This window comes from Amycolatopsis sp. NPDC003865 (genome assembly GCF_053605345.1).
Window position 1 is genome coordinate 295,400 of record NZ_JBSGJA010000013.1, and the last position, 24,749, is coordinate 320,148.

The 24,749-nt window shown below is 70.8% G+C and carries 25 protein-coding genes, 1 pseudogene and 1 riboswitch; of the genes and pseudogenes, 13 read left to right on the top strand and 13 right to left on the bottom strand.

The annotated features are described in order from the left end of the window. The first annotated feature begins 278 nt into the window (after positions 1 to 278). Entirely contained in the window at positions 279 to 2,492 is a 2,214-nt protein-coding gene (locus ACWEVP_RS29600) for a discoidin domain-containing protein (RefSeq protein ID WP_452065849.1), read from the top strand. Here ACWEVP_RS29600 and ACWEVP_RS29605 read toward each other — a convergent pair. After that, the gene (locus ACWEVP_RS29605) at positions 2,394 to 3,929 is read right to left on the bottom strand and encodes an FAD-dependent monooxygenase (protein ID WP_452065850.1); all 1,536 of its coding nucleotides are present in this window, start codon (positions 3,927 to 3,929) and stop codon (positions 2,394 to 2,396) included. The genes ACWEVP_RS29600 and ACWEVP_RS29605 overlap by 99 nt on opposite strands. Next, positions 3,926 to 4,888, bottom strand: a complete 963-nt coding sequence (locus ACWEVP_RS29610; RefSeq protein WP_452065851.1) for an MBL fold metallo-hydrolase — start codon at positions 4,886 to 4,888, stop codon at positions 3,926 to 3,928. Before ACWEVP_RS29610 ends, ACWEVP_RS29605 begins: the two co-directional genes overlap by 4 nt. Positions 4,889 to 4,988: 100 nt before the next feature. On the opposite strand from ACWEVP_RS29610, the gene ACWEVP_RS29615 reads away from it, so the two are divergent. Continuing rightward, positions 4,989 to 5,522, top strand: coding sequence for a MarR family winged helix-turn-helix transcriptional regulator (locus ACWEVP_RS29615; protein WP_452065852.1), 534 nt, complete (start codon positions 4,989 to 4,991; stop codon positions 5,520 to 5,522). On the opposite strand, the gene ACWEVP_RS29620 is transcribed toward ACWEVP_RS29615, so the two are convergent. Beyond that, entirely contained in the window at positions 5,519 to 6,124 is a 606-nt protein-coding gene (locus tag ACWEVP_RS29620; RefSeq protein ID WP_452065853.1) for a GTP cyclohydrolase II, read from the bottom strand. The genes ACWEVP_RS29615 and ACWEVP_RS29620 overlap by 4 nt on opposite strands. 183 nt (positions 6,125 to 6,307) lie before the next feature. Here ACWEVP_RS29620 and ACWEVP_RS29625 point away from each other — a divergent pair, with 183 nt between their 5' ends. Then, positions 6,308 to 6,937, top strand: a complete 630-nt coding sequence (locus ACWEVP_RS29625; RefSeq protein WP_452065854.1) for a LysE family translocator — start codon at positions 6,308 to 6,310, stop codon at positions 6,935 to 6,937. Positions 6,938 to 6,964: 27 nt separating this feature from the next. On the opposite strand, the gene ACWEVP_RS29630 is transcribed toward ACWEVP_RS29625, so the two are convergent. Beyond that, positions 6,965 to 8,023, bottom strand: coding sequence for a cobalamin-independent methionine synthase II family protein (locus ACWEVP_RS29630; protein WP_452065855.1), 1,059 nt, complete (start codon positions 8,021 to 8,023; stop codon positions 6,965 to 6,967). 229 nt (positions 8,024 to 8,252) lie between these two features. Between ACWEVP_RS29630 and ACWEVP_RS29635 the strand changes: the two genes are divergently transcribed. Together ACWEVP_RS29635 and ACWEVP_RS29640 are read left to right on the top strand one after the other, a co-directional pair. After that, entirely contained in the window at positions 8,253 to 8,516 is a 264-nt protein-coding gene (locus tag ACWEVP_RS29635) for a DUF3040 domain-containing protein (RefSeq protein WP_452065856.1), read from the top strand. A gap of 16 nt (positions 8,517 to 8,532) precedes the next feature. Continuing rightward, complete coding sequence (locus ACWEVP_RS29640; RefSeq protein WP_452065857.1) at positions 8,533 to 9,567, top strand: DNA polymerase IV; 1,035 nt, start codon at positions 8,533 to 8,535, stop codon at positions 9,565 to 9,567. Here ACWEVP_RS29640 and ACWEVP_RS29645 read toward each other — a convergent pair. Beyond that, complete coding sequence (locus tag ACWEVP_RS29645; protein ID WP_452065858.1) at positions 9,564 to 10,211, bottom strand: TetR/AcrR family transcriptional regulator; 648 nt, start codon at positions 10,209 to 10,211, stop codon at positions 9,564 to 9,566. The two genes, ACWEVP_RS29640 and ACWEVP_RS29645, sit on opposite strands and share 4 nt — an antisense overlap. A gap of 89 nt (positions 10,212 to 10,300) precedes the next feature. Between ACWEVP_RS29645 and ACWEVP_RS29650 the strand changes: the two genes are divergently transcribed. From ACWEVP_RS29650 to ACWEVP_RS29670, 5 genes are all read left to right on the top strand, one after another. Continuing rightward, positions 10,301 to 11,191 carry an AurF N-oxygenase family protein gene (locus tag ACWEVP_RS29650; RefSeq protein WP_452065859.1) on the top strand — a complete coding sequence of 297 codons (891 nt, stop codon included), beginning with the start codon at positions 10,301 to 10,303 and terminating at the stop codon, positions 11,189 to 11,191. Between the two features lie 57 nt (positions 11,192 to 11,248). Next, positions 11,249 to 11,932, top strand: a complete 684-nt coding sequence (locus ACWEVP_RS29655) for a hypothetical protein (RefSeq protein WP_452065860.1) — start codon at positions 11,249 to 11,251, stop codon at positions 11,930 to 11,932. Continuing rightward, on the top strand, positions 11,929 to 12,411 hold the full coding sequence (locus ACWEVP_RS29660) for an N-acetyltransferase family protein (protein ID WP_452065861.1): 483 nt from the start codon (positions 11,929 to 11,931) through the stop codon (positions 12,409 to 12,411). The genes ACWEVP_RS29655 and ACWEVP_RS29660 overlap by 4 nt, the downstream gene beginning before the upstream one ends. A 31-nt stretch (positions 12,412 to 12,442) precedes the next feature. Next, positions 12,443 to 12,519, top strand: a riboswitch (S-adenosyl-L-homocysteine riboswitch). An 83-nt stretch (positions 12,520 to 12,602) separates the two neighbouring features. Further along, the gene (gene ahcY / locus ACWEVP_RS29665; protein WP_452065862.1) at positions 12,603 to 14,063 is read left to right on the top strand and encodes an adenosylhomocysteinase; all 1,461 of its coding nucleotides are present in this window, start codon (positions 12,603 to 12,605) and stop codon (positions 14,061 to 14,063) included. 119 nt (positions 14,064 to 14,182) lie between these two features. Continuing rightward, positions 14,183 to 14,338: a hypothetical protein gene (locus tag ACWEVP_RS29670; RefSeq protein ID WP_004559113.1), complete on the top strand. Its 156-nt coding sequence runs from the start codon at positions 14,183 to 14,185 to the stop codon at positions 14,336 to 14,338. 291 nt (positions 14,339 to 14,629) lie between these two features. On the opposite strand, the gene ACWEVP_RS29675 is transcribed toward ACWEVP_RS29670, so the two are convergent. The 7 genes from ACWEVP_RS29675 to ACWEVP_RS29705 all read right to left on the bottom strand — a co-directional run bounded on the left by ACWEVP_RS29675 (position 14,630) and on the right by ACWEVP_RS29705 (position 19,781). Continuing rightward, complete coding sequence (locus tag ACWEVP_RS29675) at positions 14,630 to 14,839, bottom strand: hypothetical protein (RefSeq protein WP_452065863.1); 210 nt, start codon at positions 14,837 to 14,839, stop codon at positions 14,630 to 14,632. Positions 14,840 to 14,916: 77 nt separating this feature from the next. Continuing rightward, on the bottom strand, positions 14,917 to 15,792 hold the full coding sequence (gene ku / locus ACWEVP_RS29680; protein ID WP_452065864.1) for a non-homologous end joining protein Ku: 876 nt from the start codon (positions 15,790 to 15,792) through the stop codon (positions 14,917 to 14,919). Positions 15,793 to 15,865: 73 nt separating this feature from the next. Continuing rightward, positions 15,866 to 17,092 (bottom strand): styrene monooxygenase/indole monooxygenase family protein, encoded by a 1,227-nt coding sequence (locus ACWEVP_RS29685; RefSeq protein WP_452065865.1) that lies wholly within the window; start codon positions 17,090 to 17,092, stop codon positions 15,866 to 15,868. A gap of 17 nt (positions 17,093 to 17,109) precedes the next feature. Next, positions 17,110 to 17,730 (bottom strand): GTP-binding protein, encoded by a 621-nt coding sequence (locus ACWEVP_RS29690; protein WP_364465765.1) that lies wholly within the window; start codon positions 17,728 to 17,730, stop codon positions 17,110 to 17,112. Then, positions 17,705 to 18,097, bottom strand: coding sequence for a DUF742 domain-containing protein (locus tag ACWEVP_RS29695; RefSeq protein ID WP_452065866.1), 393 nt, complete (start codon positions 18,095 to 18,097; stop codon positions 17,705 to 17,707). The genes ACWEVP_RS29690 and ACWEVP_RS29695 overlap by 26 nt, the downstream gene beginning before the upstream one ends. 5 nt (positions 18,098 to 18,102) lie before the next feature. Continuing rightward, positions 18,103 to 18,540, bottom strand: a complete 438-nt coding sequence (locus ACWEVP_RS29700) for a roadblock/LC7 domain-containing protein (RefSeq protein WP_400872478.1) — start codon at positions 18,538 to 18,540, stop codon at positions 18,103 to 18,105. Beyond that, a complete protein-coding gene (locus ACWEVP_RS29705) occupies positions 18,537 to 19,781 on the bottom strand; it encodes a sensor histidine kinase (protein WP_452065867.1) in 1,245 nt (414 codons plus the stop codon). Before ACWEVP_RS29705 ends, ACWEVP_RS29700 begins: the two co-directional genes overlap by 4 nt. Positions 19,782 to 20,131: 350 nt before the next feature. On the opposite strand from ACWEVP_RS29705, the gene ACWEVP_RS29710 reads away from it, so the two are divergent. Genes ACWEVP_RS29710 through ACWEVP_RS29720 form a run of 3 tightly spaced genes read left to right on the top strand, consistent with a single transcriptional unit; the run spans position 20,132 to position 24,530 of the window. After that, on the top strand, positions 20,132 to 20,797 hold the full coding sequence (locus ACWEVP_RS29710) for a TetR/AcrR family transcriptional regulator (protein ID WP_452065868.1): 666 nt from the start codon (positions 20,132 to 20,134) through the stop codon (positions 20,795 to 20,797). Next, the gene (locus tag ACWEVP_RS29715; RefSeq protein ID WP_452065869.1) at positions 20,791 to 22,524 is read left to right on the top strand and encodes an ABC transporter ATP-binding protein; all 1,734 of its coding nucleotides are present in this window, start codon (positions 20,791 to 20,793) and stop codon (positions 22,522 to 22,524) included. Before ACWEVP_RS29710 ends, ACWEVP_RS29715 begins: the two co-directional genes overlap by 7 nt. After that, positions 22,521 to 24,530 (top strand): ABC transporter ATP-binding protein, encoded by a 2,010-nt coding sequence (locus tag ACWEVP_RS29720; protein WP_452065870.1) that lies wholly within the window; start codon positions 22,521 to 22,523, stop codon positions 24,528 to 24,530. The genes ACWEVP_RS29715 and ACWEVP_RS29720 overlap by 4 nt, the downstream gene beginning before the upstream one ends. 66 nt (positions 24,531 to 24,596) lie before the next feature. Here the strand turns inward: ACWEVP_RS29720 and ACWEVP_RS29725 are convergent. Next, positions 24,597 to 24,749 (bottom strand): annotated as a pseudogene (locus tag ACWEVP_RS29725) (IS30 family transposase); the annotation flags it as partial.

Genomic DNA, 24,749 nt, shown 5'->3' on the forward strand with positions numbered 1-24,749 from the left:
ATCCGCGCCGGAGTCTTGACGCCGTCGAACCCGGCGCTGTTAACTGCGATCTCATCGACGGAACCGGTTCCGTGACCGCCACCGGGACGGCTCCGTCGCGACACGCACCCTTCGGGCTGACTGGTTCGCGCTCCTCGCACCACCCGGTACCGCTCCTCCGGCTCACGGCGCCGGGCGGGTGCCCGGACGCGGACCCGCCGCACCACCCGAGCCGGCGCGAGCTGTGGGGCTCGCCCGGCCCGTTTCGCACGTCCTCCCCCCGATCAGCAGGCAGGCCGATGAGATCAACGACGTTCTCCCCTGTTCACCGTCTCCTCGTCATCGCGACCACCTTCGTCACCGCGGTCACCACCGCGGCGGTGGTCGGCTCCGCGCCGGCGCAGGCCGCCGCGTGCGGCACGGCGAACCTCGCGCAGGGCCACCCCGCGACCGCGTCCTCGACCGAGAACGGCGGCACACCCGCGTCCGCCGCCGTGGACGGCAACACCGGCACGCGCTGGTCCAGCGCGTTCAGCGATCCGCAGTGGCTGCAGGTCGACCTGGGCTCCGCGCAGCAGCTCTGCGACGTGGTCCTCACCTGGGAAGCCGCGTACGCGAAAGCGTTCTCCGTCCAGCTGTCCTCGGACGCGAGCAGCTGGACGACCGCGTACTCGACGACCACCGGGACCGGCGGCACGCAGACGGTGCCGCTCAGTGGCACCGCGCGCTACCTGCGGGTCTACGGCACCCAGCGGGCGACCGGCTACGGCTACTCCCTCTGGGAAGCGGCCGTGCACGGCACCGGCGGCGGGACGACCATCCCGCCGACCGACCCGCGCAACCCGGATTTCGGCTCGAACGTGTCGGTGTTCGACCCGTCGACCCCGGCCGCGACCATCCAGAACCGGCTGACGCAGATCGCGGACCAGCAGCACACCAACCAGTTCGGCACCGAGCGCTACGCCGTGCTGTTCAAGCCGGGCACCTACAACGCCGACGTCAACCTCGGCTTCTACGAGCAGGTCGCGGGCCTCGGCCTGTCGCCGGACGACGTCAACCTCAACGGCCACGTCCGCGTCGAAGCGGATTGGCTGCAGCAGGGCGACAACCCGAACAACAAGGGCAACGCGACGCAGAACTTCTGGCGGTCGGCCGAAAACCTGGCCGTGACACTGCCGGCCGGCCAGGTCGAGCGCTGGGCCGTCGCGCAGGCCGCGCCCTACCGCCGGATGCACCTCAAGGGCAGCCAGATCCAGCTGTGGAACGGCGGCGACGGCTGGGCCAGCGGTGGCCTGATCGCCGACAGCAAGATCGACGGCGTCGCCGTTTCCGGTTCGCAGCAGCAGTTCCTGACCCGCAACAGCGAGCTGGGCGGCTGGCAGGGCGGGGTCTGGAACATGGTGTTCGTCGGCTCGACCGGCACCCCGCCGGCGAGCTTCCCGAACCCGCCGGAGACGGTCGTCGGTCAGACCCCGGTCATCCGCGAGAAGCCGTTCCTCTACGTCGACGGCTCGGGCAGCTACAACGTGTTCGTCCCGGCGCTGCGGCAGAACTCCCAGGGCACCAGCTGGGGCCACGGCACACCGGCCGGGCAGTCGATCTCGCTCAGCGAGTTCTACGTCGCGCACCCGTCGGACTCGGCGGCGACGCTCAACGCCGCGCTGGCGGCGGGCAAGAACCTGCTGGTCACCCCGGGCGTCTACCACCTCGACCAGGCGCTGGACATCACGCGCCCGGACACCGTGGTGCTCGGTCTCGGCCTGGCGACGCTGATGCCCACCAACGGCACCGCGGCGATCACGACGTCCGATGTGGACGGGGTGAAGATCGCCGGGCTGCTGATCGACGCGGGCGCGGTGAACTCGCCGGTGCTCGTGCAGGTGGGCCAGCCGGGCTCGAACGCGAACCACGCGGCCGACCCGACGTCACTGCACGACGTGTTCTTCCGGATCGGCGGCGCGGCCGTCGGCAAGGCCACGCAGACGCTGGTGGTCAACTCGAACAACGTCATCGGCGACCACATGTGGCTCTGGCGCGGCGACCACTCGTACGGCGTCGGCTGGAACGTCAACACCGCGGCGAACGGCCTGGTGGTCAACGGAGCGAACGTGACGATGTACGGCCTGTTCGTGGAGCACTACCAGCAGTACGAGGTGCTCTGGAACGGCAACGGCGGGCGGACGTACTTCTTCCAGAACGAGCTGCCGTACGACCCGCCGGACCAGGCGTCCTGGTCCAGCGGCGGCGGGCGGCAGGGCTGGGCGGCGTACAAGGTGGCCGACTCGGTGACCAGCCACGAAGGCTGGGGCCTCGGCAGCTACTGCTTCTTCAACACCAACCCGTCCATTGTGGCCAGTCACTCCTTCGAGGTGCCGAACAACTCCGGGGTCCGGTTCCACAACCTCGTTTCGGTGTCACTCGGCGGCGTCGGCACGATCGCGCACGTCATCAACGATTCGGGTGACGCCGCGAACACCGGGCACCAGGTGAGCCCGCTGGTCTCCTACCCGTAGCACGGCGGCGACGTACGCGTCCGGGCGGACCAGCCAGGCTTCGCCCGGGCGCGCACCCAGCACGCCACCGACCGGGATCTCCACCGACCGCGCACCCTCCGCCCGCACGCCCGGCGTCGTCAGCAGCAGGAACCCCTGCCGCGCCAGGTCCCGCAACCGTCCACTCGCGACGGTGACGTCCGGCAGCAGCACGCCCGGCCCCGGCGGCGGGACCGCCCCGCGCGGCGGCCGTCCCGCGAACGGCCGGAGCGGATCGGCCGTGGTCAACGGCGAATCCGGGTACCAGAACGGTTCCGCCAGCCGGCCCGAGTCGACCAGCGCGCAGGCGGCCGGGTCGTGCGCCGCCCGCGTGAGCACGTCCAGCCGGCGGCGGTGCTGCTCGTCGTCCTGGGGTACCAGGAAGTCCATCGTGGCCGTGGTGACGGCCGCGTTCTCCACCGCGGCCGCGTGCCGCTCGGTGTGGTAGCTCTCCAGCAGCTCCTCCCCCGCCTCGCCGCGCAGGACGGCGGCCAGCTTCCAGGCCGCGTTCTCCGCGTCGGCCACGCCGGAGTTGAGCCCGCGCGCGCCGAACGGCGCGACCAGGTGCGCGCAGTCGCCGGCCAGCAGCACCCGGCCGACCCGCATCCGCGGCACCAGCCGCGTGTGGAAGCGGTACACCGAGCGCCAGATCACCTCGTACGGCGCCGCACCGATGATCGCGCGGATCCGCTTCTCCATCGCTCCGCCCGACTCCTCGGCCGCGAGGTCGTAGTCCTCGGGCACCTGCCAGTCGATGCGGAACTGCGAGCCGGGGCAGGGGTGGATGAGCACCTGGCGGCCCGGGTTCCACGGCGGGTCGAAGTAGAACCGGCGCTCGGCCGCCCACCCCGGCAGGTCGGCGCGGATGTCGCAGATCAGGAACAGGTCGCGGAACGACACGCCTTCGAGGTGCTGCCCGAGTGCCCGCCGCACGGTGTCGCCGCGCGCGCCCGCGCAGGCGATCGCGTAGTCGGCTTCGATCCGGCGCGGGCCGTCCGCCGTGTCGCACTCGAGCACCACCCGGCCGGGCTGGGTCAGCCCGGTAACGCGGTGGCCGCGGCGGACGTCGATCAGCGGCTGCCGCGCGATCAGCTCGTCCAGGACCTGCTCGACGCGGGCCTGCGACAGGTTGACGAACGGCGGCAGCGCCGACCCGCCGTCGGGCAGGTCCAGGGAGAACAGCTCGGCGGCGCGGTGGAACGTCCGCGCGGTCGTCCAGGTGAGGCCCTCCTCGGCGAGGCGGCCCGCGCCGAGCGACGCCCAGACGTCCAAAGTGTCCCGTTGCTGGCAGATGGCCTTGGACCCCACGGGATCGCGCACCTCGTGCTCGTCGACGAGCACCACCGGTACACCCCAGCGCGCCAGCAGCAGCGCGGCCGTCTGGCCGACCGGGCCGCTGCCCAGGACGGCGACCCTCATCCCTGGAGCTGGTCCCAGACTTCGCGGTCGCGTTCGGCTGTCCACACCACCGGCCGTTCGACGCCGCCGAGCTCGTTCCACAGCCGGGAGACGTCGAAGGGCAGGCAGTGCTCGAAGATCGGCCAGTGGCCGTACCGGTCGTTCAGGGCCGCGTGCGTGCGCTCGAAGGCTTCCTTGAGCGTGCCGCCGGCCTCGCGGACCGCGCCGACCTCGCGGATCATCGTGTCCAGGAAGTGCCGGGTCTGCGCGATGGCGGCGTCGACGGCTTCGCGGCCGCGGCTCACCCCGCCGCGGCCGCCGATCAGCGACTCGGCGCCGAACGCGGCCACCCGGTCCAAAGTGGACGACGCCCACTCGCGGTGGAACGCGTCGCCGGTGTAGAGCGCGGCTTCGGCTTCGACGAGGTCACCGGCGTAGAGGATCCGCTGCCGCGGCAGCCACGCCACGATGTCGCCCTCGGTGTGGCCGCGGCCGCAGTACTGCAGGACGAGGTCGCCGCGGTCGCCGCCGAGGTCGATCGTCAACCGGTCGGAGAAGGTCAGCGTCGGCCAGGTCAGGCCGGGCACCGAGGCCGCGCCCTTGGCCAGCCGCGGCATCCGGCCGAACTCGCTTTCCCAATCCTCCTTGCCGCGCTCGGCGACCAGGGCCCGGGTGTTCTCGTGCGCGACGATCACGTCCGCGTCGAACGCCGACGCGCCCAGCACGCGCACCGCGTGGTAGTGGCTCAGCACCAGGTAGCGCACGGGTTTGTCGGTGTGTTCACGGAGTTTCGCGAGCCATTCGCCCGCCGCGACCGGCGTGGCCAGCGCTTCGAAGCAGACGAGGAAGTCCTCGCCTTCGACGGCACCGATGTTCGGGTCGCCCTCCGCGGTCAGCGCGTACACGCCGTCGTCGAGGACTTCGAGGGTTTGCGCTTTCTCCGCCAGGTCGGCCGAAGAGGCGAAAGCTTTCTTCGTCACGGCGAGCGCTCCTTATGATCGTCAAAGGTTTGACTATCTCGCCGGATCACCCTAGCCCGCCGGAACGGCGTGCGGAACCCCTTCGCCTAATCTGGGCCGCATGACCGAGCGACCGGCCGAAGACCTCGACTACCTTTCGTTCGTCGACTACGCGATCGGGAAGGCGAAGGCGGAGCTGCCGGACACCGACCCCGTCGCGATGCGCCTCGGCCTGACGCTCCACCGGCTCGCGGGCGCGCTGGTCTACGACTGGGAGTCGACGGTGCACCGGCCACGCGGGCTGAGCTGGGGCGGGTTCCGGGTGCTGTTCGTGCTGTGGCTGGCCGGCCCGCTCGAGTCCCGGCACGCGGCGCGCCTGGCCGGGATGAGCCGCGCGGCGGTGTCGGCGCTGGTCAAAACCCTGGAACGGGACGGACTGGTGACCCGCACGCAGGTCCCCGAGGACCGCCGGGCGGTCCGGCTCGCGCTGACGGAGGCGGGGCGCACCGCGGTGACCGACGCCTACCAGGCGCACAACACGCGCGAGCGGGCCTGGGCGGCGTCACTGACGCCGTCGGAGCAGACGGTCCTCATCGGACTGCTGGAGAAGCTCACCACGAGCCCGGCGGCCGCGGCGGCCCAGCGGCTCAGTTAGCTGGCCAGCCCGGGCAGGGTGTGGCCGGTCTGCTCGGCCTTCGCCCGCAGGTAGCGGACGTTGTTGTCGGTGGCGAAAACGCCGGTCGGCACCCGGTCGCGCACCGCGATCCCGGCCGCTTCGAGCTGGGCCGCCTTGTCCGGGTTGTTCGACAGCAACGCGATCTCCCCGACGCCCAGGGCCTGCAGCATCTGCGCGGCGACGGTGTAGTCACGGGCGTCCTCGGGCAGGCCGAGCGCGGCGTTGGCGGCGTAGGTATCGAGGCCTTCGTCCTGCAGCGCGTAGGCGTCGAGCTTGTTGTAGAGCCCGATCCCCCGGCCTTCCTGGCGCAGGTAGAGCAGGTAACCGCCGGCCGCGGAGATCCGGTCGACGGCCTCGGCCAGCTGCGGGCCGCAGTCGCAGCGCGCGGACCCGAAGACGTCCCCGGTGAGGCACTCGGAGTGCGGGCGCACCAGCGGCACGTCGCCCGGCGTGCCGAGGACCAGGGCCAGGTGCTCACCCCCGTCGGCGAGGTTCCGGAAGGTGACGGCTTCGGCGTCGACCTCGATGCCGCCGTGCAGCCGCAGCGGGATCCGCACCCGCGTCCGCACCTCAGCCGTCATGCTCTCTCCCCTGGGATCGCCCACTCGGCCGACCCTACCGGAAGTTCAAATTCGAACTCCGCGATCGGGCCGACACCTCAGCGAACACCAGTGGATCACCGGTTCTTCCCGATCGGCGGCCGGAGTTCGGAACGTCACGCGCGCGGCGAAATCCACTGGCGCGGCCCTCGTATGCTCGACCGCATGATCCCCGGTGCCACCGCCGCCTCGTTCCTGCTGGTCGTCGTGCTCGGGGCGATGTCGCCCGGACCGGACTTCGTCGTCGTCACCCGCTCGTCGCTCACCGGCGGGCGGCGCGCCGGGATCGCCGCCGGGGCCGGCATCTCGCTCGGGGTCTTCGCCTGGGTCGTCGCCATCGCCTTCGGGGTGGCCGCCGTGCTCACCGCCTCCGCCGTCGCGTTCATGGTCGTCAAGCTCGCCGGGGCCGGCTACCTCGTCTTCCTCGGGGTCAAGGCCTGGCTCGCCGTGCGCCGCGGCGAGTACCGCGACCTGGGCGAAACCACCGCCAAAGCCCTCAACGCCGGTGCCGCGTTCCGGCAGGGGCTCTTCACCAACCTGCTCAACCCCAAGGTGGCCGTGTACTTCCTGGCGCTGCTCCCCCAGTTCCTCCCCACCGACGGCTCGACCGTGCAGACCCTCGAACTGGCCGCCATCGCCACCGCCGGGACCGTCGCCTGGTTCGCCGCCCTCGCCCTCGTGGTCGGCGCGCTGAAGAGGTTCTTCGCCGACGGGCGCGTCCGCCGCGGTCTCGACGCCGTGCTCGGCAGCGTGCTCGTCGCGCTCGGGCTGAAGGTCGCCGCCGAGACGGCCTGAGGGGCCCGCCGGAGCGGGCCCCGGCCGTCACAGCTGCCCGGCCGCCAGCGCGGTCCCCTCGACCCGCGCGCGGATCTTGGCGAACGCGATGTCACGCGACGTCGACGTGTCGTCGGCGAACGGCGAGAACCCGCAGTCATCGCACGTGCCGAGCCGCTCGGCGGGCAGGTACTTCGCCGCCGTCAGCACGCGGTCGCGGACCTCCTCGGGCGTCTCCACCCGCGGGTCGATCGGGTCGATGACGCCGACGAACACCCGCTGACCATCCCCCAGGTGGTCGGCGATCACCTGCAACGCGCGCTCCGGTTCGGCCTCGCTGGCGAGCTGGACGTAGAAGTTCCCCGCCTTGAGCGACAGCAGCGCCGGCAACAGGCCCGCGTAGTCGACGTCGAGGCTGTGCACCGAGTCCTGGTCGCCACCCGGGCAGGTGTGCACTCCGATCTTCGCGCGCTCCTCCGCCGTGAAACGGTCCAGCACGGCGTTGTTGAGGTCGACGAACTGGCGCAGCAGCCCGCCGGACGGGTCGAGCTTCAGCGACAGCCGCCCCTCGGTGAAGTCGATCTGCACGCTGTGCGCCCCCGCGTCGAGGCTGCGCCGGATGTCGGCTTCGGCTTCGTCGACGAGATCCGCCACGAACTGTTCCTGCGAGTACCCGTCGATGCCGTCGGCCGGGTAGATCAGCGAAAGGGCCGACGCGGCGATCACGGCCTGCTTGACCGGCTTGCCGGTGAGGGCCTTCGCGCGCGTCAGGTAAGCGTCCGCGTGCGTCGCGTAGCGGAACGGGCCCGCGGTCAGCCGCGGCAGCTGCCGGGTGTGGCCGTCGGCGAACGGGATGACGACGCCGTCCGGCGCCAGCGCGCTCAACCCGGCCAGCGGGTAGGTCGCGAAGCTCGGCTTGCCCTGTTCGCCGTCGGACACGACCGGCGAGCCGGTCTCTTCGAACCGGCTGATCGTGTCGGCCAGTGCCCGGCTCTCCAGCTCGGCGAGCGCGGCGGCGTCGATCCGTCCGGCCGCGAACGCGCCGAGCCCCTCGATCAGGTACTCGGGGCGCGGGATGCTGCCGATCGGTTCGGTGGGCAGGGTCATGGCGTCCTCCGCTGTTTGAAGGTCCTGACCGGCCACGACCGGCGCGAAGCCGGCCTGACCGGCCTCGTGCCAGGCGAACCTAACGCGTTCCGAGGCGGTCACGGAGCGCGGATCACCCGGTCGGACCAGCAAAAAGCACGAAATGAGAAGGCGATCGGCGGTTCGTCTGGAGGACGATGGGGTATTCGCTTTGGCGATACGGCGGGTTCGGCGCCGAAGGAGTACCCCGATGCTCAGCCACCACGACCGCACCGAGCTCGAGAAGATCGAGCGGCACCTCGAGGTCACCGACCCCGACCTGGCCACCGCCCTGCGCGAGGGCAGGCGCCCGAAGTCGCGCGCCCTGCGAAGCACCCTCCTGATCGCCGTCGACGCCGTCGCCGTGACGCTGCTCGTGCTCGGGCTCGTCCTCCCCGACCCCGGCGTGACGCTCTGCGGGATCCTCGCCCTGACCGGGACCGTCTGGACCCACGTGGCGCGCCATCGCCTCTGAGGCAACACTGGGCGGCGTGAAGTGGGTCCTGCACGTCGACCTCGACCAGTTCATCGCCGCGGTCGAGATCGCCCGCCACCCCGAGCTGCGCGGGCAGCCCGTGGTCGTCGGCGGCAACGGCGACCCCACCGAGCGCGCCGTCGTCGCGACGGCGTCGTACGAGGCCCGCGAGTTCGGGATCCAGTCCGGCATGCCGCTGCGGATCGCGGCCAAGCGCTGCCCGGACGCCGTCTTCCTGCCCAGTGACCCGCCGGCCTACCTCGAAGTCTCCGAGCGCGTCTTCGCCGTCGTGCGCGAGTTCCCCGTCGTGGTGGAGGTGCTGGGCTGGGACGAGGCCTTCCTCGGCGCCGAGACCGACGACCCGGAGGCGCTGGCGGCGCTGGCGGCGGCGATCAAGGAAGCCGTGGCGCGCGAGACCGGGCTGTCGTGCGCGGTCGGCATCGGGGACAACAAGCTGCGCGCCAAGCTCGCCACCGGGTTCGGCAAGCCGGGCGGGATCTTCCGGCTGACCAAGGCGAACTGGTGGGAGATCATGGCCGCGCGCCCGACCGACGCGCTGTGGGGCATCGGCGGCAAGACGGCGAAGAAGCTCGCCGAGCTGGGCATCACGACCGTCCTCGACCTGGCGGGCGCCGACCCGGCGGAGCTGGCCGCGCGGTTCGGCCCGAAGACCGGCCCGTGGCTGCGCCTGCTCGGCGGCGGGATCAGCGACGCGGAGGTGAGCGCGACGCCGTACGTGGCCCGCTCCCGCAGCCGCGAGACGACGTTCCAGCGCGACCTCACCGACCCGGCCGAGATGGCGGCGGAGGTGTCGGCGCTGGCGAAACGCGTGGCCCAGGACGTCCTGGACGAAGGCCGCCCGGCCGCGCGGGTCGCGGTGAAGGTCAGGTTCGTGCCGTTCCTGACGCACACGCACAGCATCACGCTGCCGGAGCCGACATCGGACGCGGCGGAGCTCGACCGCGCGGCGCGCGAGGTGCTGGGGATGTTCGAGCTGACCCGCGCGGTGCGGCTGCTGGGCGTGCGGGCCGAGTTCCCGCGCGAAGACTAGAGCCCGTCCGGCAGGGGCAGCGGCCGGTCCGGGTCCAGCTCCACGCCCGTCGCCCGGAGCGTGTGGTCCAGCATCGCCCAGATCGTGCCGCTCAGCTGGGCGGTCAGCTGCTCCAGCGTCAACGCGCCCGGGTGGTCGAGCCAGCGGGTCGTCGCCGATTCGACGTAGCCGACCAGGCCGAAGGCGATCGTGTCCGCCGGGGCCGGGTCGCGGCCGAACGCCGTCAGGTAGCCGGTGAACAGGGTGCTGAGGTGGCGGGCGATCGTGCCGCGGACGTCCACCGGCCCCTGATCCGCGCGGGCCAGGTAGCGGTGCAGGTGGACGTGCTCGGTCAGCCAGCGCAGGTGCGTCGCGATCACCGTCGAGATCATCTCGTTCGGCGAGCCCGACGGGTGCCAGAGCGGCTCGAGCTCGGCCGTCACCAGCTCGGCGGCGCGCCGGGCGATGGCCCGCTGGAGGTCGGCCGCGTCCGCGAAGTGCTTGTACAGCCGGGTCCGGGCGACACCGGCGCGCTCGGCGATCTGCTCGGTCGAGACGTCCGGGCCGTGCTCGGCGATCGCCGCCAGGGCCGCGTCGACGAACTCCGCGCGCCGGCGTTCCTGCTGGCCCGCCCAGCGCGTCGCCCGTCCGTCGACCTTGGTCACCCGGGAAGCCTACTCAAGCCCGGCGAGCCGGTGTACGCTCACCGAAGTAGCTAGTACAGCGTGTACCCCCTACTTTCGAAAGGACCGCCATGGGCGTCGAGGCCCAGGACCGGGACGTCACCGCGGCTCGCCTGCTCAAGAGCTCCGCGAAGAACTCCTACGACCCGTACGTCGACATCGACTGGGCCGCCCCGCTCGCCGAGGGCAAGGCGTTCATGCCCCTGGAGCGCGTCTCCCTCTACGGCACGGACCTCTGGGCGAAGCTGACGCCCGAGCAGCGGATCGAGCTGTCCAAGCACGAGATCGCCAGCATCATGAGCGTCGGCCTGTGGTTCGAGATCGTCCTCATGCAGCTGCTCGCCCGGTACGTCTTCGACCTCGACGCGCGCACCGAGCACGCGCAGTACGCGATGACCGAGATCGGCGACGAGACCCGGCACTCGGTGATGTTCGCCCGCACCGCCGACCGGCTCGGCGTCCCCCGCTACGGCGTCCCGAAGGTCGTCCACCGCGCCGCGAAGGTGTTCGGCGCGACCGCGGCCGGGCCGTCGATGTTCGCCAGCGTGCTGGTCGCCGAGGAGACCACCGACCGGCTGCAGCGGTCGATGATGGACGACGACGGCATCCAGCCGCTGATCCGCTCGGTCAACCGCATCCACGTCGTCGAGGAGGCCCGGCACGTCCGGTTCGCCAAGGAGGAGGTGCTGCGGGAGACGCCGAAGCTGTCGAAGGCGGCGCTGCAGCGCCACCGGGTGCGGACCGCGCTGGTCGCCTTCGGCGTCATCGACAGCATGGTCGACCCGCGGATCTACCGCAGCGTCGGGATCGACCCGCGCGAAGGTCGGGCCGCGGCGCTCGCCAACCCGCACTTCCACGAGACGCGGCGCTGGATGGCCGAGAAGATCGTGCCGTTCCTGCGCGAGGCGGGGCTGATCGGCGGCCGGTCCGAGGGCATTTGGCGGCGCGCACATCTCATCTGAGCGGCTGACGGCGGAATTGCCTTCCCGGGACGTTCCGGACTGCGCCAGGATTCCCCGGTGACCGAGGGATTCCCGCAGCAGTTCCCGCCCGGGCCGCCGCCCGCGGTGGCCCCGCCGCCGCGTCCGGTGCGCTCCCGGCCGGTCGTCGTCGGCCTCTTCGGCGTGCTGGTCGGTGCGCTCCTGGTCGGCGTGCCGTGGCTGGTGCTGAGCTTCTTCGGCGACGCGCCGGGCAGCAGCCCGCTGACCGCGCCGGCGAACCTCGGCGGGCTGAGCAGGGCCCAGGACGCGATCACGAAGCTCGACGCCGTCCGGGGCAAGGCCCAGATCGACCGCATCACCAAGACCGACCAGGAGACCGCCACGCGCGTGTCGGCGGCCTACGCCGGCGCCGGCGCGGTGGTCCAGGACTACCAGGACGACCGGCTGCTGCGGTCCTTCCAGCTGGTGGCCGTCCGCGCGCCGTCGCCCGAGCTGTTCGCGCCCTACGAAGACGTCCAGGCCCTCGGGATCGCCAAACCGGGCACCGAGCTGGTGCGCGTCGGCGCCGTGCAGTGCCTGGTGCACAACGCCCCGGCCGCGCCCGGCTCCACCCCGGACCCGGACCAGTCCTTCGTCGTGAACTGCCAGCGCACCGGCCCCGGCCTGACCGTCACCGTGCGGAGCCTGGGCACCGAGGGCAACCGCGATCCGCGGGAGCTGGCCGGGATCGTCGAGCAGGCGTGGACCACACTGGGCGGGTGATCACCATCCGCGCCGCCCGCGCCGGGGACGAGGCCGCGCTCGCGAAGCTGGACGAGCGCACCTGGACCTCGGCGGTGTCCCCCGCTCCCCCGCCGCCGCCCGGCACGCCGTTCTTCGACGACGGCTGCCGGCCCGAAGACGTCCTCGTCGCGGAGCACGACGGCGCGGTCGCCGGCTACGTCCGGCTCGACGAAGGCTTCGGCATCCCCGCCCACGACCACGTGCGGGTGATCGGCGGGCTCGCCGTCGACCCGGACCGGCGCCGGCTCGGGATCGCGCGCCGGCTCGTCGACGCCGCCGTGGCCGAGGCGCGGGCCCGCGGGGCGCGGAAGGTGACGCTGCGCGTGCTCGGTCACAACACCGCCGCCCGCGGCGTATACGAGGCCTGCGGGTTCGTCGTGGAAGGCGTGCTGCGGGCCGAATTCCGCGTCGACGGCCGGGACGTCGACGACGTTCTCCTGGCCCGCCCGCTCGCTTGACAGCCTCCCGGCGGCTTTGCCATCCTGGTTCCGGGCCGAGAGGCGCTGCGACGGAACTCCTTCCGCCACGCTCGGCCCGCACCACGATTCCAAGGGCGCCTCCCGCGAGGGAGGTGCTTTTTCTTTGCCCGCACGGAATTCCGTGCTGCCTCCCGAGCGTCCCGCCGACGAACTCCGGAGTGCACCGAAACATGAGTGACAAGCTGCAGTCCCGCAATGGTCTCGACTTCGCCGTCGCCGACCTTTCCCTCGCCGACGCCGGCCGCACCCAGCTGCGGCTGGCCGAGCACGAGATGCCCGGCCTGATGGCGATCCGCCGCGAGTACGCCGCCGCCCAGCCGCTGAAGGGCGCCCGCATCGCCGGGTCGCTGCACATGACCGTCCAGACCGCCGTGCTCATCGAGACCCTGGTCGCCCTCGGCGCCGAGGTGCGCTGGGTGTCCTGCAACATCTTCTCCACCCAGGACGAGGCCGCCGCCGCGGTCGTCGTCGGCCCGCGGGGCTCGGTCGACGCGCCCGCCGGCACGTCCGTGTTCGCCTGGAAGGGCGAAACGCTCGAAGAGTACTGGTGGTGCACCGACCAGCTCTTCGCCTTCCCCGGCGGCCAGGCGCCGAACATGATCCTCGACGACGGCGGTGACGCCACCCTGCTCGTCCACAAGGGCGTCGAGTTCGAAGCGGCGGGCGCCGTGCCGCAACCGTCCGAAGAGGACTCCGACGAGTACCGGATCGTCCTCGAGACGCTGCGCGCGAGCCTCGCGGCCGACGGCGACCGGTTCACCCGCATGGCCAAGGAGATCCGCGGGGTCACCGAGGAGACGACCAACGGCGTCAAGCGGCTCTACAAGCTCGCCAAGGACGGCGAGCTGCTCTTCCCCGCGATGAACGTCAACGACTCCGTGACGAAGTCCAAGTTCGACAACAAGTACGGCATCCGGCACTCCCTTGTGGACGGCCTCAACCGCGCCACGGACGTGATGATCGGCGGCAAGCGCGTGGTCGTCTGCGGCTACGGCGACGTCGGCAAGGGCGCGGTCGAGGCGCTGCGCGGTCAGGGCGCCCGGGTCACGGTGACCGAGATCGACCCGATCTGCGCGCTGCAGGCGGCGATGGACGGGCTCGACGTCGTCGAGCTCGACGACGTCGTGGCCCACGGCGACATCTTCATCACCACCACCGGCAACTTCGGCATCATCTCGGCGGACCAGATGAGCCGGATGAAGCACAACGCGATCGTCGCGAACGTCGGGCACTTCGACAACGAGATCGACATGGCGGGCCTGGCGAAGCTGCCCGGGATCGCGAAGAAGGAGATCAAGCCGCAGGTGCACGAGTGGACCTTCGCGGACGGCCACGCGATCATCGTGCTTTCCGAGGGCCGCCTGATGAACCTCGGCAACGCGACCGGCCACCCGTCGTTCGTGATGTCGAACTCCTTCACCAACCAGGCCATCGCGCAGATCGAGCTGTTCGCCAAGCCCGGCGAGTACGCCACCGACGTCCACCGGCTGCCCAAGCACCTCGACGAGAAGGTGGCCCGGCTGCACCTGGACGCACTCGGTGTGAAACTCACCAAGCTGACCAAGGCCCAGGCGGAATACATCGGCGTCGACGTGGAAGGTCCGTACAAGCTCGATCACTACCGGTACTGACCCAGGATTGCTCCATTCGACGCAGTTTGGCGCATCGGGAAAGTGGCCATCCTCCCCGTGACAGCGCATCCGCCCGGCCGGCACGCCGGACGGGTCCCATGCGAAGGAGTGTGTGTCAAGTGATCATTCTCGGTGTAATTCTTCTCGTCATCGGGTTCATCGTGGGTATCCCGGTGCTTTACACCATCGGCATCATTCTCGCGGTGGCCGGCGTGGCACTGGCCATCCTGGGCGGCACCGGCCGCCGGATCGGTGGGCGTGCGCACTGGTACTGATTTCCGACCGGCGAACGGCCTGGCACGGCGTGAGCACTGCTCGCCGCGCCAGGCCGTTCGGCCGTTCGCCCCGCCGTGGCTGTACGGCCGGGACGGAAATTTAAGGGTCCTCCGGCTCCGAGGGGGAGGGAGAGCCGAAGGACCCCGTTAGTGTTAGCACATCGCCAAGCCCGTGTACACAGCTGCATACACGATCGTGTTATGCCCTTGACGCCATCCTGACGCCGCGAAGGCCTCCCCGGCCGGCGGTGAAACCGGGTGGGAAGGCCTTCGCGGGTCCTGGCGGGAGGCTCAGGAAGCTTGGCGCAGCAGTGGTTTCCGCGGCGCGGCCGCACAACGGCACCCGCCACCCAGTGCTTGGCAGTCGACGATCAGCGCGTGCCGGACGCGGTCGGCATCCGCGCAGCCGCCGTCGGTGCACTCGGCGAATCCGCCTTCCGGGTGCACCACGAGGGTGCCGTGGCAGTGGTCGATGCCCGCGTCACACGAAGCACATTCCATGAAACCTTGCTACCACCGGGAGCTCCGCGGAAGCGGGTAAGCGGCGACGGCGTGTCGCGACGACCACCCGGCCGGGATCAGGCCGACTTCGGCGCCCGCTTCCGCGGCGCCGGCTTCTTCTTCGCGGCCGGCTTGCCGTCCTCATCGGACTCCTCCGAAGAGGACTTCGCGCCGCGGGACTTCTTCGCCGCGTCCACACTGGCCTGCAGCGCCGCCATCAGGTCGACGACGTCGGCCTTCGCGGTGACCGCCGCGGGCTTGGTCGTCTCCTCCCCCGCCACCTTGGCCTCGATCATCTCCTCGAGGGCCTCGCGGTAGTGGTCGTGGTACTTCTCCGGCTCGAACACCGGCTCGGCGAGCGAGTCGATCAGCGACCCGGCCATGGTGAGCTCCTGCGGCCGGATCTGCGGCGGGTCGTCGCGCAGGAACGGGAAGTCGGGCTCGCGGACCTCGTCCGGCCACAGCATCGTCGTCATCACCAGCACGTCGGCGTGCACCCGCAGCACCGCCATGCTCTCGCGCTGCCGCACGGCGACCTTGGCGATGGCGACCTGGCTCGACTTGTGCAACGCGTCCCGCAGCACGACGTACGGCTTCACGGCGTTCTTCTGCGGCTCCAGGTAGTACGTCCGGTCGTACTGGATCGGGTCGATCGACTCGAGCGGCACGAACTCCAGCACGTCGATCGTGCGCTGCGTGGGCAGCGGCAGCTCGGCCATCTCGGTGTCGGTGATCACGACCATCTCGCCGTCGGGCAGCTCGTAGCCCTTGGCGATCTCGGCGTAGGGCACCTCGGCGCCGTCGATCGTGCAGAACCGCTTGTACTGGATGCGGCCACCGTCGGCCTCGTGCACCTGGCGCAGGGAGACGTTCTTGTTCTCGGTGGCCGCGTACAGCTGGATCGGAATGCTCACCAGCCCGAACGACACCGAGCCCTTCCACATCGCCCGCATGCCACGTACCTCCGGGTCGCCTTCACGCTACGTAGTTACCGTAGCCCGAATCGTCCCCCGGCGACAGTCTGATCTAGACCTCTGCCAGGTACTTCTCCCAAAGTGCGGGGTCCATGAACCAGTGCTGGAAGTCCGTCGGATCGGTGAACCCGTTCGCGAACCGCCGCGCGACCGCCGGGTTCTGCCCGGCCACCCCCAGGATCTGGAGCACGTGCGGGGGCGGCGGGAGCAGCAGCGCGTTGGTCCATTCGGTCACGTGCCGGGCGTACTCCCAGTAGCGCTCGAACGTGGCGTCCATCCACCCGGCGTCGAACGGCTCCTCGCCGCGCTCGACGATCGCGTCCAGGTAGGTGGCCGCGCAGTGGCTCGCGTTGTTCGAGCCCTGGCCGGTGATCGGGTCGTTCGCGACGACGACGTCGGCCATGCCCAGCACGATCGCCCCGCCCGGCAGGGTGCCGACGGGACGGCGCACCACGGGCGGGTAGCCGCCGGCGAGGGTGGCCTTCGCGTCGGTCAGCTCGGCGTCGCGGCAGCGGTCGTACTCCCACGGCACGAACTGCTTCATCAGGTCGAGGATCCGCGCGAAGTGCTCGGCCGGGCCCGGGCGGTCGTCGAAGCAGTCCAGCGGGCCGCCGGGAACGCCTTCGAAGAAGAGGATGTCGCAGTTCCCGCTCAGCGTGTACGCGGGGATCATGAACAGCTCGCCGACGCCGGGGACGATGTTGAAGCGCACCGCCATCTTGTCCGGGTGCTCCGGGCGCGGGCGCACGCCGTGGGCGTAGGCCAGCGAGAGCGCGCGCATCGGCTTGGTGTACGGCGAGCGCTCGGGCACCCGGTCGAACAGCTGGACCAGCTCGCCCTTGCCCGCCGAGATGATCACCAGGTCGTAGAGCCGGGCCAGGGCGTCCAGCTCGGACGTCATCACGCCGTGGATGACGAGCTTGCCGCCGCGGTCCTCGAACAGCTCCAGCCAGCCCGCCATCTTGACCCGCTGGTCGACCGACTGCGCGACGTGGTCGAGCTCGGCGAACCAGTCGAGCGCGCGGCCGCCGTCCGGCGCCGCCACCGACACACCGAGGCCTTCGACGTTGACGGTGTCGGCCTCCCACAGGTTGATCCCGAGGTCCCGCTCGTGCTGCAGCGCGTCGTGGAACATGCACTGCGTGGACATCACGCGCCCGTTCCGGATCTCCTCCGGGGTCCGCGCGGACATCACCGTGACGTCGTAGCCCTTCGCCTGCAGCCCGAGGGCCAGCTGCAGCCCGGACTGCCCGGCGCCGACGATCAGAACCCTGCGCATGAAGCTCGTTCTCCTTCTCAGGCGTTCGGGACGCTGCCGGCCAGCTCGCGCGGGCCGGACAGCACGGCCAGCGACAGCGTGTGGCTCACCAGCTCGGTCAGGGTGGCGATCGCCGAGGCGCGGTCGCGGGCGTCGCAGGTGACCAGCGGGACGCTCGGGTCGAGCGCGAGCGCGTCGCGCACCTCGTCGAGGTCGTGCACCGGCATGCCCTCGAACTGGTTGACCGCGACGACGAACGGCAGGTCGGAGTCGTTCTCGAAGTAGTTGATCGCCGCGAACGACTCGTCGATCCGGCTGGTGTCGACCAGCACGACCGCGCCGAGCGCGCCCCGGCTCAGGTCGTCCCAGAGGAACCAGAACCGGGCCTGGCCGGGCGTGCCGAAGAGGTACAGCAGCAGGTCCGGGCGCAGCGTGATCCGGCCGAAGTCCATCGCCACGGTCGTCGTCGACTTGCCGCCGGGCGGGATGTCGTCGACACCTTCGCCCGCCTCGGTCATCCAGGCCTCGTTGCTCATCGGCGGCACTTCCGACACCGCGCCGACGAACGTGGTCTTGCCGACACCGAAGCCCCCGGCGACGACGATCTTCGCGGAGATCGTCAGCAGATCGCCCTCAGGCGGGGAGCCGCTTGAGCCCATCAAGGATCCTCTCGAGCACGTTGGTGTCGTGGTGGTAGGCGTGCGCGGTGGGGTGGACGAACACCGCGCCCTGGGACGCGAGGTCGCCGATCAGCACCCGCACCACGCCCAGCGGCAGGTCGAGCCCGACCGACAGCTCGGCGATGGAGCACCGCACCCGGGCGCGTTCGTAGAGCGAGCGGGACTCGGGCATGAGCGTGCCGCTCAGCGCCGGGTCGTACTGCGGGACCGAGACCAGCGTCTCCACCAGCAGCTGGTGCCGGGTGCTGGTGCGGCCACCGGTGAGCGCGTACGCGCGGATCCGGCGGCTGCGCCGCGGCAAGGCGGTGTCCTTCTCGGACACGGAGATCACATCCTCGTCGGGCATTCCGATCACACCCGCGGGCGGCGCGCGGTGAGCACCTGGCGCAGTTCGGCGCGCACCTCGGGGGTGAGCGCGTGGCCGGCGTTGGTGATGAACTGGGTCATCTCGTAGGCGACCACCTTCATGTCCGCCTCGCCCGAGGTCAGCACCGCGAGCCCGGCACCGGATCCGATGCCCATGAACAGGAAGTAGCCGTGGGTGAGCCGGATGATGATCTGCTCGCAGCTGCCCTTCCCGAACAGCGCGGCGCTGTTGCCGGCGAGGGAGAGCAGGCCGCTGGCGATCGCCGCGAGCTGCTCGGCCTCGGCTTCGCCGACCGAGTCGGACGCGGTGAGGGGAAAGCCGTCCACGCTCATGATCAGCGCGTGGCTGACGCCGTGGACCTTGCGCACGAAGTCGTCGAGCAGCCAGGCGAAGTTCGCCGGGGCCGGGTGGGGGGCGCTCACGAGGCGGTTCCTCCGGGCGTCTCGTCCTGCTGGGCACGGTGGTTCTCGGCGAGGGCGGCCTGCTCACCGTCGGCGAAGGCGCCGAGGTCGGCGAGCAGCTGCTCGTGCCCGTTCGCCGCGGCTTCGGCGGCCGGTGGCGGTGGTGGCGGTTCGGGCGCGGCACCGCGGATGCTGCCGGGCACGCGCCGCGGCAGGCCGTTGGCCGTGGTGCCGCCGGTCTCGAGCGGCCGCGGGCGGGGGCTCGGCTTGCGCGGCACGGCCCGCACCGGCTCCTCCCGCGGGAAGGTGCCCGGGCGGCGGCGCGGCAACCCGCCGACGGCGGCCGGTTCGCCGTCCGGCGCCTTCACCGGCTCGACGGTCACGGTCCGGGTGCCCGACCAGGCGTTTTCGGCCAGCTCGGTGACGATGCCGGTGGGCAGCAGCACGGTGGCCACGGTGCCGTGCGGGCTGCGCCGGTCCAGCCGGACGGTGACGTCGTGGCGGGCGGCGAGCCGGGAGACCACCGCGAGCCCCATGTGCCGCGCCGCGGCGTCGTCGAGGTCGCCGCCGGCGGCCAGCCGGGCGTTGAGGCCGTCGATCCGGTCGGCGGGGATGCCGATGCCCTCGTCCTCGATCCGGACGAGCACGCTGCCCTGCTCGGTCAGGTGCGCGCTGACGTTCACCGGCGAGCTGGGCGAAGACTGGTTGGCGGCGTTGTCGAACAGCTCCGCGAGCACCCGGCCCAGGTCCTCCGCGGCGAAGCCGACGACCCCGAGGTTCACCACGCGGCCGATGGTGATCCGGGCGTAGTGGTCGATCGAGGACATCGCGGCGCGCATGACGTCGAGCACCGACGTCGCGCGGGCGGCGTCGTCGGCGGTCTCCTGGCCGGCCAGCACGCGCAGGTTCTCGGCGTTGCGGCGCAGCCGGGTCGCGAGGTGGTCGAGCTGGTAGAGCTCGGCGAGGCGGTGGTGGTCCTCCTCCCCCGCCTCCAGCTCTTCGAGCCGGGCCAGGAGCTGGTCGAGCAGGTTGAGGTCACGCAGGGCCACACTGGCGCAGATCTCGGCCAGCACGGCGTCGTCGGACGGCGCTTCCGGCGCCGCCGCGACGGGCGGCGGCGTCAGCTGGGCGAGCGCCGGCCCGGGCGCGGGCGCGTGTCCGGGGTGCTTCGGCGGCGCGGTGAGGAACTGCGCGGCGGCGACGCGCGAGCGGTCCAGCAGGACGCGTGATCGATCCAGGAGTTCCCGGGCCCGGCTCGCCATGTGGTCCCACTTCTTCCTTGCTCAGGTGCGGAAAACGAATACGCGGCGCCGACCCCCGGGCGGCGACGCCCGACATGCAAGCAGAAAGGCTCGCCAGATGTCCACAGCCGGTCCTCGTGCGATCGCGCGCAGTGAGCGGATTTTCGGGGCGTAGCTCCTGGTGAGCGCAGTGCGTTAGGCCAATCGGTCCAATTTTGCAATTTGCGCCCCGCAACGGAGCGCACACGACGTCCGATACCGCAGGCCGCGCGCCTCCGCGCAGCGGAATCCGGCCCTGTCCGGTTCGCCCAGATTTTTGCGTGGCCCGCACTTTTTTGCGGGGCACGCAAGTTTTTCGCTACACTCCGTTCATGGCGCCGGACGAACCACCGAAGCTGACGCTGCGCGAACGCAAGAAGCGCGAGGCCCGCCGGGCCCTCGCGCAGGCCGCGTTGCGGCTCACGCTGGAACGCGGGCTGGAGAACGTCCGGGTCGAGGACATCGCCACCGAGGTCGGCGTCTCGCCGCGGACGTTCAACAACTACTTCTCGAGCAAGGAACAGGCCGTCTGCTCGGTGGTCGTCGACCGCCACGAGGGGATGCGCGAAGCCCTGCTCGCCCGACCCGAAGGCGAGCCGCTCTGGGAGTCCGTCAAGCAGGCGGTGATCCACCAATATTCGCGTGAGGGCGAGCCCGATCGCGCGTATGTTGCGCGTATCCGGGAGCTGATGGGCCAGCTCATGCTGCGGGGCGAGTTCCTCAACGCCCACGCGGCGGTCGAGCGGGTCCTCGCCGAAACGATCGCGAAACGGGTGGGCGGTGTGGACCACCTGCTGTGCCGGCTGATGGCCTCCTCGGTGGAAAGCGCTGTCCGCGTCGCGTTCGTCAACTGGTTCATGACCGACGAGCCGCTCCTGCCCACGCTGGAGCGGTTGCTGGACGAGCTGGCCGCCGGGATGCCGACCCTGACCGGCGGCACCGAACGGAAACCCGAACCGAACACCACCACCACTCCACTGGGGGAATCGTTGTGCTAGTCAAGCTCCTGCGCAGTCACCTGCGCCCGTACAAAACCACGTTGTGGGTGATCGTGGCGCTGCAGCTGGTGCAGACGATCGCCATGCTCTACCTGCCGACGCTCAACGCCGACATCGTCGACAACGGGCTGATCAAGGGCGACATGGGCTACATCCTGCGCGTCGGTGCGGTGATGCTGGCCGTGACGCTCGCCCAGATCGCCGGTTCGATCGGCGCGGTCTACTACGGCGCCCGCACCGCGATGGCGGTCGGCCGCGACATCCGGGCCGGGGTGTTCCACCGGGTGCAGGACTTTTCGGCCCGCGAGGTCGGCCAGTTCGGCACGCCGTCGCTGATCACCCGCACCACCAACGACGTCCAGCAGATCCAGATGCTCGTGGTCATGACGCTGACGCTGATGGTGTCCGCGCCGATCATGTGCGTCGGCGGGATCATCCTGGCGCTGAACCTCGACGTGCCGCTGTCGGGGCTGCTGCTGGTGATCGTGCCGGTGCTGGCGATCGCGGTCGGCACGATCATCACCAAGATGCGCCCGGCGTTCCGGCTGATGCAGGAGCGCATCGACCGGATCAACCAGGTGCTGCGCGAGCAGATCATGGGCATCCGGGTGATCCGCGCGTTCGTCCGCGACAAGCACGAGCGCGAGCGGTTCGACGTCGCCAACGACCAGCTGCTCACCGTGTCGCTGCGGGTGGGCCGGCTGATGGCGCTGATGTTCCCGATCGTCATGCTGGTGATGAACGCCTCCAGCGTCGCGGTGCTGTGGTTCGGCGGGCAGCGCATCGACTCCGGCAGCATGCAGATCGGGGCCATGACGGCGTTCCTGTCCTACCTGCTGCAGATCTTGATGGCCGTCATGATGGCCACGTTCATGTTCATGATGGTGCCGCGCGCGGAGGTCAGCGCCGAGCGGATCAGCGAGGTGCTCGACACCGAGTCGAGCGTGCGCCCGCCGGTGTCGCCGATCCGCCCCGGCGCGGTGCACGGGCACCTGGAGCTCTCGGGCGTCGAGTTCCGCTACCCCGGCGCGGAAAAGCCGGTGCTGCAGGACATCTCGCTGATCGGGCGGCCGGGTGAGACCACCGCCGTGATCGGGTCCACCGGTACCGGCAAGACCACGCTGCTGAACCTGATCCCGCGGCTGATGGACGCCACGAAGGGCACGGTGAAGGTCGACGGCGTCGACGTGCGCGACCTCGACCCCGCGGTGCTGGCCCGCGCGGTCGGGCTGGTGCCGCAGAAGCCGTACCTGTTCGCGGGGACGGTGGCGAGCAACCTGCGCTACGGCAACCCGGACGCCACCGACGAAGAGCTGTGGCACGCGCTGGAAGTGGCGCAGGGCAAGGACTTCGTCGAAGCGATGGAAGGCCGTCTCGAGGCGCCGATCGCCCAGGGCGGCACGAACGTCTCGGGCGGCCAGCGGCAACGGCTCGCGATCGCGCGGATGCTGGTGCACAAACCCGAGATCTACCTGTTCGACGACTCGTTCTCGGCGCTGGACTACGCGACCGACGCGGCCCTGCGCCGCGCGCTCGTGTCCGAAACCGCCGACGCGACGGTGATCATCGTGGCGCAGCGGGTCAGCACCATCCGCACCGCCGACCGCATCATCGTCCTCGACGAGGGCCGCGTCGTCGGCACCGGTACCCACCACGAACTGTTCGACGGCAACGAGACCTACCGCGAGATCGTGCTGTCGCAGCTCACCGAGCAGGAGGCGGCGTGAGCACCACGGAATCGCCGAAGGCCGCCGTCACCGACGCGGGCGAACGGCCCACGGCCGAACGGCACAAGAACACCGGCGCCGCGACGCAGGGACCCGGGCGGTGGATGGCGGGCGGCGCCCCGCCGGAGAAGGCCCTCGACTTCAAGGGGTCCCTCAAGCGGCTGCTGCGCATGCTCGCCCCGCAGCGGCTGCACCTGATCGGCGTGCTCGTGCTCGGCGCGGCCAGCGTCGCGCTGACCGTGATCGGGCCCAAGATCCTCGGCCAGGCCACCGACGCGATCCTGGCCGGCGTGCTCGGCAAGCAGGTCCCGCCGGGGGTCACCAAGGAGCAGATCGTCGCCGGCCTGCGGGCCCGCGGCGAGAACACGCTCGCCGACATCTACGGCCGCGTCGACCTCGTGCCCGGCGTGGGCATCGACTTCGACAAGGTCGGGCAGATCCTGCTGGTCGTGCTGGCGCTGTTCGTCATCGCGTCGTTCTTCGGGCTGATCCAGGCCCGGCTGACGACGACGCTGGTGCAGCACGCGGTGTACCGGCTGCGCGAGGACGTCGAAGCGAAGTTCTCGCGGCTGCCGCTGAAGTACTTCGACCGCCAGCCGCGCGGCGAGGTGCTCTCCCGGGTCACCAACGACATCGACAACCTGGCGATGTCGCTGCAGCAGACGCTGTCGCAGATCGTCTCGTCGCTGCTGACGGTCATCGGCGTGCTGATCATGATGTTCCTGATCTCGCCGCTGCTGGCGGTGATCGCGCTGCTCACGGTGCCGCTGTCGGCCGTCGTGGCGGCGAAGATCGGCAAGCGGGCGCAGCCGAACTTCATCAAGCAGTGGTCGACGACCGGCAAGCTCAACGCGCACGTCGAGGAGATGTACACCGGGCACTCGCTGGTCAAGGTGTTCGGCCGCCGCGAGGAGTCCGGGGCGATCTTCGACAAGCAGAACGAAACGCTCTACCAGGCGAGCTTCAAGGCGCAGTTCATCTCCGGCATGATCCAGCCGGCGATGATGTTCATCGGCAACCTCAGCTACGTGCTGGTGGCCGTGATCGGCGCCCTGCGCGTCGCCTCGGGCAGCCTCACGCTCGGCGAGGTGCAGGCGTTCATCCAGTACTCGCGCCAGTTCAGCCAGCCGGTCACGCAGATCGCCAGCATGGCGAACCTGCTGCAGTCCGGGGTCGCGTCGGCCGAGCGGGTGTTCGCGCTGCTCGACGCCGACGAGCAGGCACCGGAACCGGAGCACCCGGAGCGGCCCGAGGTGATCCGCGGGCGCGTCGAGTTCCAGGACGTCTCGTTCCGCTACCTGCCGGACAAGCCGCTGATCGACGACCTGTCGCTCACCGTCGAACCCGGCCAGACGGTGGCGATCGTCGGCCCGACCGGCGCGGGCAAGACGACGCTGGTCAACCTGCTCATGCGGTTCTACGAGCTCGACAGCGGGCGGATCACGCTCGACGGCGTCGACATCGCGAAGATGAACCGCGAGGAGCTGCGCGACCAGACCGGCATGGTGCTGCAGGACGCGTGGCTGTTCGGCGGCACGATCGCGGAGAACATCGCCTACGGCGCGGACAACCCGAGCCGCGAGGAGATCGTCGAGGCGGCCCAGGCGACGTACGTGGACCGCTTCGTGCGGACGTTGCCGGACGGCTACGACACGGTGCTCGACGACGAGGGCGGCACGGTCAGCGCGGGTGAGAAGCAGCTGATCACGGTGGCGCGGGCGTTCCTGGCCAAGCCGGTGATCCTGATCCTGGACGAGGCGACCAGTTCGGTGGACACCCGGACCGAGGTCCTCATCCAGCGGGCGATGAACTCGCTGCGCAGCGGGCGCACGAGCTTCGTGATCGCCCACCGCCTCTCGACGATCCGCGACGCGGACGTGATCCTGGTGATGGAGCACGGGCAGATCGTCGAGCACGGCGACCACGAAACGCTGCTGGGCAGCGGCGGCGCGTACGCACGGCTGTACGCGGCGCAGTTCGCCGAAGCGATGGCGGAGACCGACTGACGTCGCTTCCGCCGAAGGCCCCCTCGCTCCGGTGGCGGATTCGAGGGGTCGTTGCAACGCAGGTGATTAGCTGGCTTCGGTCAGGAGTTTAGCCAAGCGCTCGGCTGGGGTGTCCCAGCCGAGCGTTTTGCGTGGGCGGCGGTTGAGCTGGGCGGCGATGGCGGCGAGGTCTTCGGGGCTGTGGATGGCCAGGTTGCTGCCTTTGGGGAAGTACTGGCG

Bases quoted from the DNA above. Each gene is read 5' to 3' on its own strand.
- ACWEVP_RS29600 (WP_452065849.1), top strand. From the start codon at position 279: ATGAGATCAACGACGTTCTCCCCTGTTCACCGTCTCCTCGTCATCGCG.
- ACWEVP_RS29605 (WP_452065850.1), bottom strand. From the start codon at position 3,929: ATGAGGGTCGCCGTCCTGGGCAGCGGCCCGGTCGGCCAGACGGCCGCG.
- ACWEVP_RS29615 (WP_452065852.1), top strand. From the start codon at position 4,989: ATGACCGAGCGACCGGCCGAAGACCTCGACTACCTTTCGTTCGTCGAC.
- ACWEVP_RS29620 (WP_452065853.1), bottom strand. From the start codon at position 6,124: ATGACGGCTGAGGTGCGGACGCGGGTGCGGATCCCGCTGCGGCTGCAC.
- ACWEVP_RS29625 (WP_452065854.1), top strand. From the start codon at position 6,308: ATGATCCCCGGTGCCACCGCCGCCTCGTTCCTGCTGGTCGTCGTGCTC.
- ACWEVP_RS29630 (WP_452065855.1), bottom strand. From the start codon at position 8,023: ATGACCCTGCCCACCGAACCGATCGGCAGCATCCCGCGCCCCGAGTAC.
- ACWEVP_RS29635 (WP_452065856.1), top strand. From the start codon at position 8,253: ATGCTCAGCCACCACGACCGCACCGAGCTCGAGAAGATCGAGCGGCAC.
- ACWEVP_RS29650 (WP_452065859.1), top strand. From the start codon at position 10,301: ATGGGCGTCGAGGCCCAGGACCGGGACGTCACCGCGGCTCGCCTGCTC.
- ahcY (WP_452065862.1), top strand. From the start codon at position 12,603: ATGAGTGACAAGCTGCAGTCCCGCAATGGTCTCGACTTCGCCGTCGCC.
- ACWEVP_RS29675 (WP_452065863.1), bottom strand. From the start codon at position 14,839: ATGGAATGTGCTTCGTGTGACGCGGGCATCGACCACTGCCACGGCACC.
- ku (WP_452065864.1), bottom strand. From the start codon at position 15,792: ATGCGGGCGATGTGGAAGGGCTCGGTGTCGTTCGGGCTGGTGAGCATT.
- ACWEVP_RS29685 (WP_452065865.1), bottom strand. From the start codon at position 17,092: ATGCGCAGGGTTCTGATCGTCGGCGCCGGGCAGTCCGGGCTGCAGCTG.
- ACWEVP_RS29690 (WP_364465765.1), bottom strand. From the start codon at position 17,730: ATGGGCTCAAGCGGCTCCCCGCCTGAGGGCGATCTGCTGACGATCTCC.
- ACWEVP_RS29695 (WP_452065866.1), bottom strand. From the start codon at position 18,097: ATGCCCGACGAGGATGTGATCTCCGTGTCCGAGAAGGACACCGCCTTG.
- ACWEVP_RS29705 (WP_452065867.1), bottom strand. From the start codon at position 19,781: ATGGCGAGCCGGGCCCGGGAACTCCTGGATCGATCACGCGTCCTGCTG.
- ACWEVP_RS29710 (WP_452065868.1), top strand. From the start codon at position 20,132: ATGGCGCCGGACGAACCACCGAAGCTGACGCTGCGCGAACGCAAGAAG.